At 43.9% G+C, this 18,882-nt stretch carries 16 protein-coding genes; 7 read left to right on the forward strand and 9 right to left on the reverse strand.

Annotated elements, in window-relative coordinates; all coding sequences use genetic code 11:
• Positions 1-25: 25 nt before the first annotated feature.
• The 4 genes from L4C44_RS00370 to L4C44_RS00385 form a co-directional block, all read right to left on the reverse strand.
• Complete coding sequence (locus L4C44_RS00370; RefSeq protein WP_428804149.1) at positions 26-1,057, reverse strand: LacI family DNA-binding transcriptional regulator; 1,032 nt, start codon at positions 1,055-1,057, stop codon at positions 26-28.
• Positions 1,058-1,313: 256 nt separating this feature from the next.
• Positions 1,314-2,390, reverse strand: coding sequence for a porin (locus L4C44_RS00375; RefSeq protein WP_146491784.1), 1,077 nt, complete (start codon positions 2,388-2,390; stop codon positions 1,314-1,316).
• A 234-nt stretch (positions 2,391-2,624) separates the two neighbouring features.
• Positions 2,625-3,641: a nuclear transport factor 2 family protein gene (locus L4C44_RS00380; RefSeq protein WP_017629761.1), complete on the reverse strand. Its 1,017-nt coding sequence runs from the start codon at positions 3,639-3,641 to the stop codon at positions 2,625-2,627.
• Between the two features lie 143 nt (positions 3,642-3,784).
• Complete coding sequence (locus tag L4C44_RS00385; RefSeq protein WP_409438327.1) at positions 3,785-5,080, reverse strand: MFS transporter; 1,296 nt, start codon at positions 5,078-5,080, stop codon at positions 3,785-3,787.
• 348 nt (positions 5,081-5,428) lie between these two features.
• On the opposite strand from L4C44_RS00385, the gene L4C44_RS00390 reads away from it, so the two are divergent.
• On the forward strand, positions 5,429-6,970 hold the full coding sequence (locus L4C44_RS00390) for a sodium:solute symporter family transporter (RefSeq protein ID WP_285952864.1): 1,542 nt from the start codon (positions 5,429-5,431) through the stop codon (positions 6,968-6,970).
• A 127-nt stretch (positions 6,971-7,097) separates the two neighbouring features.
• Here the strand turns inward: L4C44_RS00390 and L4C44_RS00395 are convergent, their stop codons facing one another.
• Positions 7,098-7,583, reverse strand: a complete 486-nt coding sequence (locus tag L4C44_RS00395; protein ID WP_428804150.1) for an Lrp/AsnC family transcriptional regulator — start codon at positions 7,581-7,583, stop codon at positions 7,098-7,100.
• A 122-nt stretch (positions 7,584-7,705) separates the two neighbouring features.
• On the opposite strand from L4C44_RS00395, the gene L4C44_RS00400 reads away from it, so the two are divergent.
• Entirely contained in the window at positions 7,706-8,305 is a 600-nt protein-coding gene (locus tag L4C44_RS00400) for a LysE family translocator (protein ID WP_285952865.1), read from the forward strand.
• 136 nt (positions 8,306-8,441) lie between these two features.
• On the opposite strand, the gene ahpF is transcribed toward L4C44_RS00400, so the two are convergent.
• Both ahpF and ahpC read right to left on the reverse strand, forming a co-directional pair.
• Complete coding sequence (gene ahpF, locus L4C44_RS00405) at positions 8,442-10,034, reverse strand: alkyl hydroperoxide reductase subunit F (protein ID WP_428804151.1); 1,593 nt, start codon at positions 10,032-10,034, stop codon at positions 8,442-8,444.
• A 198-nt stretch (positions 10,035-10,232) separates the two neighbouring features.
• Positions 10,233-10,790 carry an alkyl hydroperoxide reductase subunit C gene (gene ahpC, locus L4C44_RS00410; protein WP_016798107.1) on the reverse strand — a complete coding sequence of 186 codons (558 nt, stop codon included), beginning with the start codon at positions 10,788-10,790 and terminating at the stop codon, positions 10,233-10,235.
• Positions 10,791-11,272: 482 nt separating this feature from the next.
• Between ahpC and L4C44_RS00415 the strand changes: the two genes are divergently transcribed.
• From L4C44_RS00415 to blaGMA, 4 genes are all read left to right on the forward strand, one after another.
• A complete protein-coding gene (locus L4C44_RS00415) occupies positions 11,273-11,764 on the forward strand; it encodes a VOC family protein (RefSeq protein ID WP_008220945.1) in 492 nt (163 codons plus the stop codon).
• Positions 11,765-12,072: 308 nt separating this feature from the next.
• Positions 12,073-12,525 carry a septal ring lytic transglycosylase RlpA family protein gene (locus L4C44_RS00420; RefSeq protein ID WP_428804344.1) on the forward strand — a complete coding sequence of 151 codons (453 nt, stop codon included), beginning with the start codon at positions 12,073-12,075 and terminating at the stop codon, positions 12,523-12,525.
• Between the two features lie 201 nt (positions 12,526-12,726).
• Entirely contained in the window at positions 12,727-13,740 is a 1,014-nt protein-coding gene (locus tag L4C44_RS00425; RefSeq protein WP_428804152.1) for a manganese-dependent inorganic pyrophosphatase, read from the forward strand.
• A 303-nt stretch (positions 13,741-14,043) separates the two neighbouring features.
• Positions 14,044-14,892, forward strand: coding sequence for a GMA family class A beta-lactamase (gene blaGMA / locus L4C44_RS00430; protein ID WP_428804153.1), 849 nt, complete (start codon positions 14,044-14,046; stop codon positions 14,890-14,892).
• 173 nt (positions 14,893-15,065) lie between these two features.
• Here the strand turns inward: blaGMA and L4C44_RS00435 are convergent, their stop codons facing one another.
• Both L4C44_RS00435 and L4C44_RS00440 read right to left on the reverse strand, forming a co-directional pair.
• Positions 15,066-16,316 carry a lipase family alpha/beta hydrolase gene (locus tag L4C44_RS00435; protein ID WP_428804154.1) on the reverse strand — a complete coding sequence of 417 codons (1,251 nt, stop codon included), beginning with the start codon at positions 16,314-16,316 and terminating at the stop codon, positions 15,066-15,068.
• A 234-nt stretch (positions 16,317-16,550) separates the two neighbouring features.
• Positions 16,551-17,813 carry a metal-dependent hydrolase family protein gene (locus L4C44_RS00440; protein WP_285952875.1) on the reverse strand — a complete coding sequence of 421 codons (1,263 nt, stop codon included), beginning with the start codon at positions 17,811-17,813 and terminating at the stop codon, positions 16,551-16,553.
• A gap of 304 nt (positions 17,814-18,117) precedes the next feature.
• Here L4C44_RS00440 and L4C44_RS00445 point away from each other — a divergent pair, with 304 nt between their 5' ends.
• Positions 18,118-18,597 (forward strand): hypothetical protein, encoded by a 480-nt coding sequence (locus tag L4C44_RS00445; protein ID WP_146491799.1) that lies wholly within the window; start codon positions 18,118-18,120, stop codon positions 18,595-18,597.
• Positions 18,598-18,882 lie beyond the last annotated feature (285 nt).

Genomic DNA, 18,882 nt, shown 5'->3' on the forward strand with positions numbered 1-18,882 from the left:
ATCAAATCCAGGTTGAAGAAAAACACTATTTCATTTTCAACGTGGTGTTTCGTTCAATAAATTTCACTGGCACCATCAGCTTAACTAAGCTCGTGTCTTGCTCTTGAATCTGGCTAACAACAATTTTTACTGACTCGCGGGCAAGGCGTCTGAAATCTTGCTTGAAGGTAGTGAGTTGGTAGTTCAACCACTGAGTTTGCGGAATATCATCAAAACCAATCACTTGAAGATCTTCTGGAATACGCAGGTTGAACTCTAAGCGCGCCACATCCATTACCGCCATCGCTAGGTTATCTGTCGCGCAGAAAATCGCTTGAGGATGTGTGGGTTCTGAGAATAGGGTTCGAATGGTATCGAGTGCATCAAGGTAGTCGTAGTCAGCTTCAATAACACGAGCTTGCTTGCCAGTGAGGTCTTCGAATTCTGAACAAAAGCCCGATTCACGCTCGCCGTTGGTGTAGGTTGGTACGTTACCTGTCAGGTAAACTGCTGTTTTCGTTCCCACGCTATGAAAGTGTTGAGCGGCAACTTGGCCTGCGGCGTAGTTGTCACTCACTACATGGCTACTTTTAGTCCCTTCAACCACTCGTGCATATTGAACGATCGGGATATCGAACTCTTCACACTCTTCATAAAGCGACTTATTAAAGGTCGCAGAAGCGGCAATCACGCCATCAACTCGGTATTGGAAGATATTAGGAATAGAGTGGTTATCGTTTCCATCAACTTGCCAAGGAATCAATACCGCAGAGTAACCCTGTTTTTGTAGCTCAGTGGAGATAAGCTGTAGGGTTTTCATGTGGATAGGGTAGTCAGCGTCAGGAAAAACTAGGCCAATCAATTTGGATTCATTTGTCGTCAGACTGCGGGCAAAGGCATTGGGACGATAATTCAACGATTTTGCTGCATCGAACACTTTCTGCTTGGTCTTTTCAGACACCGAACTGCCCGGTACAAATACGCGAGATACCGTTGATTGAGAAACGCCAGCGAGCTTAGCGACATCTTTTGAAGTAACGGTTGGCTTTGACGCCGTGGAGTGTTTTGGAGAGTTCATAGACCATACTTTTGAACCTAATTAACTGCGCACAGGATACCATAATTAGGTACGTACTCATAAAGCAATAACAAGGAATGATATGAAAAATAAGGAATAATGACTATTTTGAATTTGATGTTGGGTATAACCCATTCTCTGTGTTGGAAAAAAGTATGATTACAGAGATAGTGACTAAAAAGCTCTGCGTGAGAGCAGAGCTTTAGATTACGAGTTTACCCACAAATTGAGTGACATATTACTAAGCCATAAGCCATTAGAAGTAGTAACGAATACCAGCCGCGAATTGATCATCGCTATTCTCGTAATGGTTACCAACAGACTTGTCGTTGCCATTATCAAACTGGTATTCCGTCCACACTAAGAACTTGTTCTTCTTAAAGTGGTACTCAAGGCCAGGGATAATTAGCTGACGCTCGTAGCCATTTGCGTTGTCGTCTGTGTCCGTTAAGTAGTTAACGTTAAAGGTTGGACGTAGACCATTTTCAAAGTGGTAGTAGGTGAAGAATTCAGCACCACGGTGGTCGTAGAATTCAGCTTGGCTGGTGGTTTCCCAGTTTGAACCTTGGCTGTAGGTGAAACCAACGAATAGACCATCATTGGTATAGTTAACGCCTAATAGACCAATGCGTTGTGTATCGCCATCTTTGATGTTTTGAACGCCCGCATCGACATCATCAAACTCATTCTGGTGGTAAGCTAAACCAATGGTTAGGCCATCCATAATAGTGTACAGCGTTGATGCGCCCATACCGTTTTTCAGGGTTGCTGTTAAGCCGTCTGCTAGGCCAACATCTTCGCGAGTGGTTTGGTAAGTGAAGCCGTATTTCCAGTTGTCATTGATGTTGTTGCGGTAAGTAATTGAGTTTTCAGCACGGCCTGTACCAGAAGCAATACCCCAGTCAGATAGGTTGTAGTAACCAGAACCACGTGAACCAAATACCCGGCCCATATCGGTAAACCAAGCCACGTCGTAGAAGGTAGACCATTGTTTTGTGCCAGCAGCAATCTTACCGTATTTCTCGTGCTCAACGCCTGCGTATAGAAGTCGGTCGTAAATGTTATTGCCGTTAGCGCCTGAGTTATAACCCCATTCGGCATGGCCAAAGCCAGTCCAGTCGTTGTCTAGTCCCATTTGACCCTTAAGGCCGAAACGCGAACTACCGCTGTTCCATTCGCCGTTGTGATCGCCACCTTTATCTTGGTAACGAACGTCGAAACGACCATCTAGTGTTAGGCTATCGCCCGCGTCATTGGTAAAAGTGTGTGCAGCAAAAGCAGAACCCGAGGTAAGTGCTGTCAGGATCACTGCTGAAAGAATCGACTTATTCATTGTTATTCTCTTTATTCAGGCCGCAGAAAGCCACCGTGCTTTCGAGCCCGTTATATTGGTAATGGTTTGGCAGGGTGTACCCCATCCATGAGGTACTAGTGGATTCAATTATTAGTGGAGCAATAATGAATTGGTTGGAGCACTTACTAGGAGCGAGAAGGATCTCCCAGTAAGCGTAGCAACCCAAATCAGATGCCTATTTAGGTTGCCACTGTTTCGTTTCAATCTTTTGGATTAAAGCGTTGGGTTCATGATGGTTGAAGTACGTTCGAACACGTCTAGACCTTGCTGTTGTAGCCAGTAAGGAAGGTCGATAAGAACCCAGTTTTCAGACAGCTTGTCACCATCACGGTAGTACACGTCAACCACTTGCATGTTTGCACGGACTTCACCGCCAGTCATACCTAGGAAGCCACCTGTTGGTGTGTTTGATAGGTTTGGCCAACCGAAGAAGCAAGAGAAGTTACCTTCAGCGAAGCGACAAACGTGGCCGTTGAACTTCTTGTCTTTCAGATTGTTACGGAAAGGCAGTTGGTGCTGCTGTTGGTAGCGAGGAATTGTGTAAGACGCGCCGATACCACATGGACCGTACCAAATCATGTCTTTTGACCAGCTCTTCGCTAGTACTTCTGGTGGGCAACCCATCGCGCCGCTGTCGTTAAGAGCAGAAAGGTCATCAACCATTTTGTTTACTAGCGCTAGTGTTGCAACGCCTTCTTCTGGATCTGCATCTTCAAACAACAGACCATCGTGGTTACGTGGACCAGGGTAAACGAAGTGCTTACCAGTTGAAGGTGGAAGTGGGTAGCAACCCGCTTGGTCCATCATGCCTAGTAGATCTAGGAACAGGCCAGTCTTTGTGATTTTGCCATCAACAACACAGTTAAATTCTGCGTAGCGAACGTTCATGATTTTGCCGGTAGGGCGCATGCCTAGGTATTCAGCATCGAACAGACCCATGAAGTGACCCATGCTCATTACCCAAATCTCATCTGGGTTAACTTCGTTGTTACCGCCGATGAAGATGTCTTGACGACGCTGCATGCGAGTCATTGATTTCATCATAGGAGCCCAGAATACGTCAGCCGCAGCTTGTGCGCCTTCTTGCTCACGGAATGGGTAAACACCGCGCCACAAGTAATCTTCAGAAGTGTGTGCTTTTAAAACTTCAGCAACGTTCTCGTGAGTTGCGTTTTCCATTGCATCAAAGTATTCGCGAACAATGCGTTTAGCTTCTTGATATTTAGACATAATTCATTCTCTTTTTGTTGTCGAGTCAACATTCGGAACAGGACTCGATTTGGATTTTGTTACCGGCTGACTACTCAGCCGGATTGATGTTTGTTTCGCGTCTTTAGAGGCGTTCAACTTTTTGAGGTTTCAACTAAAGGGGATTAAGCTTTTGCTGTTTCCGCTTTTTTGCTCTTGTCGAAGATGCCGCCTTTCAATGTTTCTGGTAGTGATAGCCACAGTAGACCAGCCACAATCCATACGATTGGTGAGCCCCACATTGCTGTCGCAAGGTCGCTGCGCTCTTGAATGAATACCAACACCATTGGTGCCCACATGCCGATGATACGACCGCCGTGGAACAGTGCAGCACCGAAGCTACGTAGGTGAGCTGGGAACAGTTCTGAGAAGTAACCACCCCATACTGCAGAAGCTGACAGACCGAAGTTGTAGATAAGACCTAGAATAGCCAGCATGTTTAGGCTGCCGATCATCACGTCGCTTGGTGCGACAAAGAATACTGAAGCCATAACACCCGCAAGGATGAAGCCAAACGCATTCACTTTACGGCCGTATTTATCGGCGATTGCACCCCATACCCAAGCACCGAATAGAGAACCGAATGCCGAGATAGAGAAGATGATGCCGATGGTCGCACCGTCAAATTGACGAACATCTTTTAGGTACGTTGTCACAAAGCCAGAGAAGAATTGGTAGCCGTAGAAGTTAAGGCCGGCCAGTAATAGACAAGTGATCGTTAGCTTGCGGTATGGTGCGCTTAGCATTTCACCCCAAGAACCTTTCTTCGCTGGTTTATTCGATGCTTCAGCCGCGGCTTGATCTTCTTCACCGTAGGCGATCACTTTCTTGTCGCTAGGTAGGATGAAGATCATCAGTGCAGCAGCAACTAGAGGAGGAATACCACCCACCCACATTAGGCTCTGCCAAGGTGCGTCGATGCTAGAAATGAATGCCGCGTATGCGCCCATTGCCATTAGCGCAACAGAGAACATAGAAGAAGCGAATGCCGTCAACTTACCGCGAACCGTTGGTGTGAATAGGCCGATCATCAGGCTTACTGCTACGGTGAAGTAACCACCCAAAGAAATACCGATGATGAAACGCATCGCTGCCCACATCGCGTAGTCGGTAAACATCATGTTGATGATGGTTGCGCCACCGTTTAGTGCAGTGATGACAATAAGAGTAGATTTCTTACCAAAGTTTGATGCCACCCATGCACAGCTTAGGGCACCAATAAGTGCGCCAACCGACTGCCATGTATAGAACTGAGCGGTATCCGCCAAGTTAATACCATCATACGCATCAACGATGTATGGGCGTACGTAGTCAATAATTACAAAGTTATAACAATAGAAAAAGTAGCCCACTAGAATTGCAAGATAAGCAGCTACCCTTTGAATCATAGGAACTTCGCTCATGTGTTTTTTAGTAGTCATGACCGATAAACCTTTATTTTATATAGGGTGGTTTTAGTTTTGATTATTGTGCAGTGGTTATTGATATTCACCACACCGTCGTCGTTTCGGGAGAGATAATAGAGTTTTTGTGGTTATTAGATCCGTGATCAAAGTCAACTTTGAAATGAGTGCGTACCCATTTCATGTGTTTTAGTGATCTGGATCCTGTTAGATCGTGTATTTGGGCTTTTCTGGGCGTTTTGAGCGTTTATTCGTCTATATTAGTGACAATACTCACACTTACTGTGGGTTTTTGAGGGAAAATATCCAATTTTGAGTAATATTGGCGACGAATGATTAGAAGAATACAATAAACGGAATCTCAAAATGGTTACGTACTCAAGTTTTGTGGTTATTGCTATTTATGTGTTAACTACTTTATTTATCAGCTACTTAGTAAATAAACGCTATAGCGTTGGTGGCGACTTTTCGACTGGTGGAAAACAATTTGGTTGGTTTACGGCGGGTGTGTCGATTCTTGCAACCTACATCAGTGCGATGACGTTCGTGGGTATGCCGGGCTGGGTTTATAGCTCAGGCATGGAAGCAATGAGCGTTCATCTGAATTACCCAATAGTGATCTTTTTCGCTGTGGTTTTCTTTGTTCCGGTGTTTTACAAACTTGGCCTGACCTCGATTTATGAATACTTAGAGCACCGCTTCGGCGTTGTTGCTCGCACGATCAACTCCGTCGTGTTTATTGTGGTTCAGTGTATTTCGGCAGGGGTGATTTTGTATGCGGTGGCATTGATCTTGGTGCAAGTGCTGCCGGTGAGTATCTCTGAGGCGATCATCTACATCAGCTTATTTACTGCGTTGTATACCTATGCAGGCGGTATCTCGACAGTAATCTGGACTGACATGCTTCAGTCAGCAGTGTTGATTATCGGCAGCATTGCGATCTTTGTTTTATTGTTGATGAAAATCGATGCGGGCGAGGTGTTGTCTCCTGAACATTTGAATATCATCAATCTCGATTTTGACTTGGGCGTTGATACCACATTGTGGGCTGGTGTCGTGGCTGTGAGCTTCTTGCACCTGAGTGTGTATGGTACTAACCAGCTGATTATTCAAAGAACGTTGGCGACTAAGTGCGTTAAAACAGCGCAAAAATCGATGCTGCTTTGTGGTTACGGCGCTTTCTTCATCTATCTGTTTTTTGCTGTGATGGGCGTTTTGTTGAGTGTCTTTTATCAAGACACCAGTTTTGAGAATAGTAATGAAGTGATTCTCGATTTCGTGTTTAACCACACTAACCCAATCATTGTTGGGCTTGTAATCTCAGCACTGTCGGCTGCGGCGATGTCGACACTGGATTCTACTTATAACTCAATGGCAACTGTGGCGACATTCGATTTCTATAAGCGCTTTTTCCGTAAATCAGTCTCCGATGCGCATTTAGAATCGGTGGCAAGAAAAATGAGTCTCGTTGCTGCCGCTTCGGTTGTTGTGCCTGCTTTACTGGCGGTTTCTAACGAATCTGTACTCAAAACCATTGCCAGCCTGACTTCAATTTTTGTTGGTATTCGTCTTGGCTCTTTCATCCTTGGTTTGTTCTTCAAGAAAGCGAATGAGAAGGGCGTGATTGCCGGCAGTATCGGTAGTGTGGTTGTGGTGTTCATTGCCAAATACAGTGGTATTTCTTGGCCTTGGTTTGCACTGATTGGCACCGTCGTTTTTCTCGTTCTTGGTGTTATCGTGAGCCGATTCTTTGGTGAAGTCACTCAACAACAGAATGAATTTATCGCTAAGCAAAAACATTTGTTCGCTAAGCCAACCGCGAGTCACTACGGCTTATTGGTGTTCGCCGTTGTGACCATTGCTGCTTGTACTGTTATCCCTGATTGGCTTTATACCGCTCTTTCTTAACTCACCCTTGTGAATAGCCAAGTTGGTTAAACCAAACAAGTAATCACGTTAAGTTCAGCGCTTTAGAATTCAGAAATCTATAGCGGCTGGGCTTTTTGTTTGATGTGTTTTAGGGAGAGACAGCTGACTAGTCTGAAAGCGGCAGCTGATAGCTGTTTTTCAACTCTTTCACTGAGATGTTGGATTGAATCGCACTCACGCCTTTCACTCTTCGAATCGAGCTAATACGCTCAAAGTACTCTTCTAAATCTTTTGCCAACACTTGCACCATGTAATCGGCGCCGCCTGCAATGCAGTGACACATTGGAATCCAATCGGTTACCGCGACAAACTCTTCGAACGGTTCTGTGTTTTCTACTTCATGATTACCTAAAGTCACAAGAGTAAAACCAGCCACATGAAAGCCTAATTTCTTACGATTCAGCTTCGCGGCATAACCATCGATATAGCCAGTTTCTTCCATGCGTTTCCAACGACGCCAGCAAGGGGTTTCGCTGAGGTTGACCTTCTCTGCGAGCTTGCTGTTGCTCATGCGTCCGTCTTGTTGGATATGTTCTAAGATGGCGATATCTGTGTCATCTAACACATCTTTGGTGGATTCTTTCTGTTTCATGGGCTTTTTAGAAAAATCTTGCTCAAATTTGGATTAATATTAGCCTATATAGCAATTTAATTCCTAGTCGAATCTGTAAACTCTCTCCCTATAAATACTTTACTTATTAGGAGTGAGAGGAAATGAGCTCTCAATTAATGCTGGCGTTCTTGCTATTTTCAACATCAATTGCAATTACCCCTGGGGCAGGCAATATCGCATTACTTGGGATTTCAAGTCGTTATGGATTTGCTGCGACTTTACCTTTTATCTCTGGGAACGCTGTTGGCATCATCATTGTACTGGCGGGTTCCAGTGTCGGTTTGGTGAGCCTATTTACCCTTTATCCAGATCTATACAACATTTTGAAGTACGCGGGCGCGGCTTATTTGCTGTTCATGGCATGGTCGATTGCTAACATGCAAATCGAAGAAAGCACCACCGACAATCGTTCAGGTTTCATGTCTGGTGTGCTGGTGCAGGTGTTAAACCCTAAAGGTTGGATAGCGTCATTAACCGTGTTTTCACAGTTCATCACTCCGAATGCAGATTACTTGATTCAAGTGGTGACCATTATCGCGGGCATGGTTATTACCGGTGTACCATGTATGTTGGTGTGGGCGTATTGCGGTACCATGCTTAAAAAGTTGCTGCAATCACCAAAACAGATGATGTTTGTGAACCGCTGCTTGGGTGGAAGCTTAGCGTTAGTGGTTGCTTTTATGCTTTATCAGCCAGCGTAAAGCGTTTTTACCAAAGAAAAAAACCACTCCTAAATCCATAGGAGTGGTGTCTAAATGTCGACTAAGTCGTTAACAATAAAGAATTAAGTTAACAAATATTTAAGGAACTTGAGTTAAAAGCTTTTCAGTTTAAAGATTAAACGGATTCAGCCTCTTTAACTGGAGCTGAGTTACGGATTAGGTGGTCAAATGCACCTAAACTTGCTTTAGCACCTTCACCCATCGCAATGATGATCTGTTTGTAAGGTACTGTGGTCACATCGCCTGCCGCGAAGACACCTTTCATTGATGTTGCGCCATGAGCGTTAATCTCGATCTCACCGCGTGGTGATAGTTCTACCTTCGTTCCTTTCAACCATTCGCTGTTTGGCATTAGGCCGATTTGAACAAAGATACCCGCTAGTTCGATCTGTTTTAGTTCTTCAGTGTTGCGGTCTTTGTATTCCAGACCGGTTACGCGATTTCCATCACCCAACACTTTTGTGGTTTGAGCCATCTTGATGATTTCGATGTTTGGTGTTGCGTTCGCTTTGTCGATAAGCACTTGGTCAGCACGCAGTGTGTCTGCAAATTCAAGTACGGTTACATGTTCCACAATACCTGCTAAGTCGATAGCCGCTTCAATGCCTGAGTTACCGCCACCGATAACCGCTGTTTTCTTACCTTTGAACAGTGGACCGTCACAGTGTGGGCAGTAAGCAACGCCTTTGTTGCGGTACTCTTGTTCACCTGGAACGTTCATTTCACGCCAGCGAGCTCCGGTACTGGTGATGACTGTGCGAGCTCGCAGTGTTGCGCCGCTCACTAGTTCAACGTGGATGTAACCGTCTTCGGTGTCTTCTGCCGCAATGATGTTCGCAGCGCGCTGCTCCGTCATCACTTCAACACCGTACTCTTTTACGTGCTCTTCAAGGCTTGCCACTAATTTAGGGCCAGTTGTCGCTTTCACTGAGATAAAGTTCTCAATCGCCATGGTATCCATCACTTGGCCACCAAATCGGTCAGCAACCACACCAGTGCGAATGCCTTTACGTGCAGCATAAATTGCCGCTGAAGAACCTGCAGGGCCGCCACCTACCACCAATACATCAAACGGTGCTTGTTGGTTTAGGTTTGCTGCCTTCTTTTCTGCTGCGCCTGAATCAACCTTGTTCAGGATCTCTGCCAGTGACATACGGCCTTGACCAAATAGCTCACCATTAACGAATACGCTTGGTACTGCCATGATGTCGCGAGACTTCACTTCGTCTTGGAATGCTGCGCCATCAATCATCGTTGTCTTAACCAGAGGGTTAATCGCCGACATCATGTTGAATGCTTGAACCACTTCTGGACAGTTTTGGCATGAGAGTGAGATAAAAATCTCTACATTGAGCTCTTGGTCGAGTTCTTTAATTTGCTCGATTACATCAGCTTCAAGCTTGATAGGGTGACCACCACTATGAAGCAGTGCCAGTACCAGTGACGTGAACTCGTGACCCATTGGTAAACCGGCGAAACCGATCGCAGTGCCTTTATCTTGGTTGACTACCTGCATGATAGGGCTACGCGTGCTTGCGCTATCATCACGAGTCACTTCAATTTTGTCCGTCAAAGACGCGATGTCATTTGCTAGGTCTTGGAGTTTGTTTGCGGTATTGCTGTCATCAAGGCTCAGCACTAACTGAACATTGGTTTTTAAGTTTTCTAGGTATGCTTTTAGCTGCTGCTTCATTGCTTGATCTAACATAATCGTGCCTGCTCTTAAATTCTGTGTCTTGGTATTGACCAATACCTTCTTGCTGAAAAAGGAAAATAAAAAGGGGGCGCAAGTCGGCAAATATTGTGGTGTTGATGGTTTGAAAGGGTGGCGCGCAACTGCCCTTTAGGAGGGAGGCCGAAGCGCGCCTGTAGAACCGTTTATTTGTTCTTTTTAGATAGGCTTAGATTAAATCTTGCCTACTAGGTCTAGAGATGGAGCTAGAGTCTCTTCACCTTCTTTCCATTTAGCTGGGCAAACTTCACCTGGGTTAGCCGCTACGTATTGTGCTGCTTTAACCTTGCGTAGTAGGTCTTCAGCGTCACGACCGATACCTTCAGCAGTGATTTCCATTGCTTGGATAACGCCTTCTGGGTCGATTAGGAACGTAGCGCGGTCTGCTAGGCCTTGACCTTCACGCATTACGTTGAAGTTGTTTGTGATGTTGCCAGTTTGGTCGCCTACCATGAAGTATTCGATAGTGCCGATTTTGTCAGAAGTATCATGCCAAGCTTTGTGAGAGAAATGCGTGTCAGTTGATACTGAGTAAACTTCTACGCCGCGAGATTGAAGCTCTGCGTATTTGTCTTGTAGGTCAACTAGCTCAGTTGGACATACAAACGTGAAGTCTGCTGGGTAGAAGAAGAATACAGCCCACTTGCCTTTAACGTCTTGCTCAGTGATTTCTACGAATTCGCCGTTTTTGAATGCTGTTGCGTTGAATGGTTTGATTTCTGTGTTGATCATGTTGGACTCTCTTTCTAATTTGTAGTGTTTAACGCTATCCCGCGTCGATGGAGATATATTGCATCTGCACCGTAAATTAGTGAAATCGGACATTTCTATAGATTCAATAGGCAAATCCTATCTTTGATGGAAGAAAGCTATCGATAAAAGCTATCAACAAAAACTATTAGCAAAAGTCATCAAACATCAGCATCACCCATTTGAGGAGCTATGCTCTTTAGGCTGTCCTCTACATTTGGCTTATCTCTATTAGCGTGAACATCTGTTTATAGTGTGAGCACTGTGTATAGCGTGAACATCTATGTAGACAGTGTTTCTTTAAGTGAGTTGAGATCTTTTACTGGTAGATAACAAAAAATTATCATTGATATAATTTATGATAATTTCAATTAATTACGGTCTCTCCCTATACTCTCTTCATCGAAACGAAATACAGAAGCTAAGCTTCGAAAGTACAGAATAAAAACGAATTGGAGAAAGTTATGAAAATGAATCACGTAGGCATCATGGTAGGCGACATGGACCAAGCAGTAGAGTTTTACACTAAGGCTCTAGGTTTAAGAATCGTAATGAACAACACTAAAGTGATGGAAGAACGCGAATCAGCAATCGGCCGTATGTGTATCGCCGTATTTGGCGAAGGCTTCAAAGGTTTCAACATCGCTCACTTAGTAACATCTGATGGTATCGGTGTTGAGCTGTTCGAAATGGTTGACCGTGAAGAGCGTCACAACGTTGATTTCTCTCGCCTGGGCATTTTCCACTTCTGTCTACAGCTTCCTAAAGAGCAGTTTCATTCAGCTATCAAGCGCGTTGAAGAGTTTGGCGGTAAGGTACGTATGGATATCCACCGTTACCACCCAGAAGACGAACTAAAACAAGCGCAAATGGTTTACCTAGAAGACCCGTTTGGCAACTTATTCGAATTCTACTCTCACTCATACGAAGATACGTACGCGACTGATTACGAGTAATCGCGTTACTGCCTTCGACAAGGTAGAAGAACCGAAACACCCCCTAAAGAGGATTGGTAGCGATACCAATCCTTTTTGGTGTTTGGGTGTTTTTGGCCGAGTGGCTTACCATATGCGCTGATTAAGAAGTATACAACTCTAATTCATTGTTAAAGTTGACGTTTTGAAGATAAAACCTTTCATGGATATGACGGAAGGAAGCGTGCTTCATGAAAACATTGTGCGTTCATACCGGACGGTAGCCTTTGCTGAGCAGTGACTATACTCAGCATTACATGGCGAACCAAAACACAACGAAAACAGAGAAAATGCAGAGATTAGCTCACCCAAATCATATGAAAAAATTACATATTATCTTTACCGCTCTTATTCTTATGATACTAGCCGGATGCACCTCAACGTCGGCGGTCGGCAGTTCTAAAACAAAGGAATATGCTAAGTCACATGCTTTGACTGGTAAAGCTTCTTGGTATGGTGATAAGTTCCATGGAAAGCTCACAGCAAGTGGTGAGACGTATAATATGAATGCTTATACGGCAGCGCATAAAACCTTAGCCTTTGGCACGATCGTGAGAGTGACTAACACTGCCAATAATAAGTCTGTCGAAGTTAAAATTAACGACCGAGGCCCTTACGTAAAAGGCCGAGTAATCGATCTTTCGCACAAAGCATTTGCCAAAATCGGCAATGTTAAGCAAGGCACAGTTCCTGTCAGAATCGAGATTGTTGATGACAGTAAAACTTTTAGGTACAAGCACTAACTGCCTTTAAGCCTGCAATGGTTTGTGAAACTTAAGGATTGGTAGAGATACTGATCCTTTTTTGTTTTTGGGAAACCTAACGAGATCTAAATTACATTTCGTTACTTACTGAAGTAAATCTGAAATATTACTGACACGGTTATGAAATTTTTCAAGGCTAGCGTATGGGGTTCTAAAACGAATCCAAATAAGGAAATACCCGTGAAGCTAGCACCTGTCGTTGCCGCCGTAATCATGTCTTTCAGTTCAGCAAGTTTTGCTTTCAGCCTGCAACAATCTGCCAATGAAAACAGTGAAGATCTCGTATGGACGGGGCACCTTAGCCCAGACAGCGACACGGTAATGTCTGCGATGCTCGCGGCTCATATCTATGGTGGTACGGCGACAGTGCCTGAGCCAATCAATCCTGAATCAACGTTTATCTTGAATTACTGTAATGCGGAATCACCACGTGTAGAGAAAGATTACTCTTCATACCGAGTAGGGCTGGTGGATTTCAACCAAGTGACTCAACTCGCGCCAACTATTGACCAAGCATCTATTGTGGCTGTGGTCGATCATCATGCGATTGGTGGCTCTCCAATTAACACGCCACAAATTGTCGAGATGGATATCCGAGGCTGGGGATCGGCTGCAACTATTCTGGCTGACAACGCTGAAAGGTTGGATGTGACCCTACCTAAGCCCCTTGCTTGTGTCGGCTTAGGCGCGATTCTCTCTGATACTGTGGTATTCCAATCATCAACCACCACTGAGCATGATCGTGAGTACGCTGAAAAGCTGGCAAAAATTGCAGGCATTTTAGATATCGAAGATTTCGGCCAACAGATGTTGATTGCTAAATCGGATCTTAGCCACCTTTCATCTGAAACCATTCTGACGCTGGATTACAAAAACTTTAAGTACGGTGGCAAACAGGTGGGCATCGGTGTGGCTGAAACGCTAACGGCTCAACAACTGATTGACCGTAAAGACGAGCTATTAGCTGCAATGAAAACCTACAAAGAAGAGAACGGCTTAGATCATCTGTTCTTCTCAATCACAGACACGAAGAACAAAGAAGCTAACCTATTGTGGGTGGACGAAAGCGACTATCAAGTCATCAAGTCGGCTTTCAACGCTGAACCGACAAGCGATATGCTGACTCTGGAAGGCGTAACCTCACGTAAGCGTCAGATTGGCCCTGCGGTACAAAAGGCAATTGAGAGCTTGTAGAGAGTAAGATTCGTTATTTTATAAATAAGTAATAAAAGGGATTGGTAGAGATACCAATCCCTTTTTGTTTTATGTGTTGAATTGAATTTGGACGGAAATGAGTTATTCGCAACTTATAGTTGACTTATGTGTATGAGATTCATATAGCCCAGCCTTCATCCTAGTTTGAGTAGAAAATAACGCTCCATAAACACACTCTTCTTTTCATAAAAACTTAATATGATTCATTGTTGATTTATAATTTATGGCCTGTATTATTTCGCTCCGTAAATTTAGTCTTATTACATGAACAATCGGATTATCATGAAAAAATCAATTTTACTTTCGAGCTGCTTGTGCATTTCTTTTTTATCGACCGCTTCAACATTAAACGACTCGGTCTATTCTATAGAACAACGCACCTTGGGACGAATAGGTGTATCAGTTTTAGATTCCACGGATCAACAATGGCACTATAAAGGGAATGAAAGGTTCCCTATGATGAGTACATTCAAGACATTAGCATGTGCAAAAATGCTACAAGACTCTGATAGAGACATTTTAGATATAAGTACAATGGCGCCGGTAAAATCCGATGAATTAATCGCTTGGTCACCAATAACAACAAACATGGTTGGCAGTTCAATCACCATTGAAAATGCTTGTGAAGCTACGATGAAAACTAGTGATAATACTGCTGCAAACATAGTCTTACAGCATATCGGAGGCCCACTGGGTGTCACTGAGTTTCTACGTTTGACCGGAGATGAAGTAACTCAATTAGATCGTTTTGAACCTGAACTAAACCAAGCCAAAGCTGATGACCCTAGAGATACAACGACGCCAAATGCGATGAATAAGACCCTACGTCATATTTTATTCGAAGATGTATTAGCTCAAAATTCAAAAAAACAACTTAAGGAATGGATGCAAGGGAACACTGTTTCCGATTCTTTACTGCGTTCTGTTTTGCCACAAGGGTGGTCTATTGCTGATCGCTCTGGCGCAGGTGCTAACGGTTCGCGCGGTATTACAGCAGCAATTTGGACTGACAAGCGCGAGCCATTAATCATTAGTATCTACCTGACACAAACCAATCTATCAATGCCAGAACGTAACCAAGTTATTAATGAAATTGGTAAGGCTATTTTCGAAGAGTATGCTGTAAAATAACTAGATGAGATTGTCATACTATTGACCACCTTCGTTACTTGGTTATAAATCATTTTTGGGAACAGTTAGTTCGACAACGTCAAAAAAGGTTCTCCAACTTGGTCGTTAATCGACATGGGTTGATTAACTTAACTTGAGGGGGCGTTCGAGGAGAAAGGTGTGATGAAATATTGTTATTTCCCTTGCTCTGCTCTCAACCAAAAGTCGGATAGGTCTTCAAACAGGTCATCGTTGTCTAAGATGCTGGTATGGTCTTCATCATAGCCGAGGATTTGTGATGCATGCAGTTGGGCTGGGCGCGACAACTGGCTTGAGAGGTTAATGACACCATCATTACTTTTTGTATTGAACAGCTCGCCCGAGTTATAGCCAAACGCGAGAAAATGTGGTGTGTTGTTGTCATTGTTGTCAGAAAACAAATCAGCGATAAACTTACCGTCTGGGTTTAAATCTACCCAAGCAGGCATCACGACAGGGGCGTACTCTATACCTTGCTTGGCTGATGCCACGCCACCGAACGGGGAAGATATAGTGGTGATACTACTAACAAAATCACACAGCTGCCCAATGCTGCACTGACGGAGACTGTTGGTGGCGATAAGCCCGCCCATACTGTGCGCGACCACATGCAATTGTTGAATCTTGTATTGAGTGACGACAGTGTGCATTAGGTTATTCAGGCCCTTTGAGTTCAAAGCCAAAGACAAACCTGAAGGGTAGTTAAATACCCATATTTGATATTTAGATTGGTCGATTTTTTCAATCAGCGGAGCAAAGTCTAACGCGGTGGCATTGATGCCATGAACAAACAATACAGGGATTTTGTTCGGGTCGTACTCTGATAAAAAGTAGACCCCAGCATTATGCTCGAGCAAGAATGTTAGTGGCTGCCACATCCCGAGCTTGGCGTTTTTTCTGTCAAAAGGAGGATCTTCTAGGCTCACGACAGTGCCAATATCGACAAGATCCAGTTCGATTTTCAACAGTGAAGAGAGTGAGCGATCAACAAACGCGCTTGGGACTTCATTTTCATTAACTTCCAGGGATACTTCAATGGTGGATTTGTCTTGATGGTTACGAAGGTTAATGACACTGAATGCTTCGTCTGCTTGTAGGGTTAAGTCTTGATTTCTATCTTCAAAGACAAGTAGATAATGGATGTTGTTCGATAGCTGTAAGTCGATACGGTCACTAGCGATTATTCCGTCGTAACCATCCACTTCGCTTTTATTGATGTCTTTGATTTGTTCAATAACTACGGCTGAGTCTGTGGCTGGTTGGTTCAAGATAAGCTGGTATTGATTGGTTATAGAATCAATTTCTTTTATTTCATGAGATAGGTTTCTAAAGTTACTGCATCCTGATAGCACTGAGCTGAGTAACAGCAAGGTACCGAGCAATAGTGCAGTAAGTATTAGCTTCATTGCTATTTTATCCTTAATTCAACAACCTGTTTTTAATAGTAGCAAGAAAATACAGAGTAATCTTATGTGTTATTTTTGAGCATGTATTTAGCTCGTGCTATTCACTCAATGACTTGTGCAGGAAAAGGAAACGTTTGGGTCTTGATTTGTACCTCTGAACTAAAAAGGCAAACAACCAAGTCAACAGTCTCGGTTATTTGCCCTAGGTTTATTTTTGGGGAGAGGGTTCAGAGGTTAAAGCGTGTTTTTATACACCTTGCCGTCTTTCATGATCAGTTTTTGACTCTCTGTATTCGCTACACATGCAACGCCTTCTAAAGGGTTACCGTCGATGATCAATAGGTCGGCATATGCCCCTTCAACTACTTGGCCTAGTTTGCCTTCTTGATAAGGGTGTTGGTAAGTTGACATTTCGAATAAACGTCCACAGTTTGATGTCGCCATGCGAAGTGCGGTGATGGTATCGAATACTTGCTCAATCGCACCCAGTTCGTTCAACTGTGTCGCATGCACATTGGTTTCGCCTACACAGTCAGTACCAAAAGCAATGTTCTGAATATCGTATTTCTTAATCAGTTCTGCCGATTTGAACATGGCTTTGCCCACTCGTTCTGTCTTGCGGTACGTCTCTTCATTTGGCAACGGGATCTTGCGCTCTGCAATCAATGAAGAAGTAAAGTAAGAAGGAATCACCCAGATGCCTTTCTCTTTAATGATCTCTGCAATGTCGTCGTCCATGATAGTCGCGTGTTCGAAAGACATCACGCCTGCTTCTGCTGCTCTGCGCATCGCATCAGAGGTGTGGATGTGCGCGGCGACATAAGTGCCGTAGTCAGAAGCGGCCTCAACTGCGGCTTTCATCTCGTCTGATGTAAATTGCAATGTGTCTAGCGGGTCGAAGGTTGAAGATGCACCACCGCCAGCCATGATCTTGATTTGTGACGCGCCCATGAATAGCTGTTCACGCACCGCTTTCAATACTTCTGAACGCCCATCGGCCACTTTCATTGAGCCTTGCTTCATCATTGGTGAGTCTTCGTGTCCATTGGTTAAACGTTCTTGTGCTTGGTTTTGACGGTAATCCGAGTGACCACACGTTTGCGAGATAGCCGCCATTGAAGGAAGAATACGTGGACCAGTCGCGTAGCCGTTGTCGATACTTTTCTTAAGACCAAGCGTGTTACCCGCTACATCACGAATAGTAGTAAAGCCGCGCATCAGCATCTCTTCTGAAATCTTCGCTGAGCGAATCGCTACTTCTTCACGAGTCATCGTATCAATGACATTGAAAGGGGCAGATAGCGTGATATGAACGTGGGCGTCAATCAGGCCGGGCATTACTGTGCCACCTTGAGCATCAATAATTTCATCGGCAACCGTTGGGTCAATATCTCCAATCTGAGTGATAAGATTATCTTCGATTAGGATAGATACGTTCTCGATTAGGTTGTTATCAACACCGTTAAATACGTTCGCGTTAGTGATTAGCTTTTTCATAGTCTGCACCTTTTTCAAATGAGTGTGTGTCGCTGATGGAATCATCTTATGGCGCGCAGAATTTGAATAATGGCCATTTGGTGACAAGCAATGATGAGACTTATTTTTTGGTGCTTTTCTATATTTTTGAAAATTGCTTTATAGAGGGGAGTGAATTATTGGTGTGAGAAATGATCAATCTATAAAAACTAATAATTTCGAATGGAATTGTGGTGGTGTCATCAAATGGTAAGTTTTGCTTCGATTCGAACGCTAAGATGTATTTCAAATCAAGGCTACTTATCAAATTAGAGAGAGAGACAGAATGACTAAATCAGACAAAGTTTACGGGTTCAACACACCACAACGTCTATTCGTAGGTTACACGTTAGCCGTGCTGGTGGACTTAGTAGTGCTTAACTTTTTCGATGAGTACTGGGACTTCGTCAACATTGAATCTTTCACTATTTCTTTGATAGCGGCGTTGTTACTGCAGTTATTGTTGAAGCTCTCTATTGGCTTAGAGCACAAGGTAGCGGATTACTTTAAACAGAAATCTGGAACAGCACCTAAGGTGTATCGAGCACTGTCGACATACATTATTCTTGTGGGCTCAAAATTCGTTATGCTAGAAGCGATAAACCTTATGTTCGGTGACAAGGTGAGCTTCACAGGCCCTTGGAATGGTGTAGTGGCGTTCTTCGCCGTGGTATTTACGATTCTGATTGCTGAAGTGATTGTATCGAAGATCTACTTTGCTCTGGATGATAAGCCAGACGCAAACTTGAATGAAAAGACAGCCTAAGCGGAAGCTAAGTAAAGTAGAGAGTTTGAAACGAACTCTTGGTTGAGAAGGGTTAGCAGATTTGCTGGCCCTTTTTTGTTTCTGTTTATCTGCATTCCACTTATTTACTTTTTACGAATCTAATCCTCGCAGCTCTATTTGCCAGTTAAAGTCTTCCCCTATTGGCAATATGAAGAGTATAGCTCTGCCGAAACTATCTTCAGAATAGCAAAATTCGCTGCTTATCCATGATTCTTTTTGTCTTCAAGTTGCTCATCAATTTGTACAGCTAGAGAGGTACGAATA

The organism is Vibrio satsumensis, from assembly GCF_050337435.1.
GTDB classification, from domain to species: domain Bacteria; phylum Pseudomonadota; class Gammaproteobacteria; order Enterobacterales; family Vibrionaceae; genus Vibrio; species Vibrio satsumensis.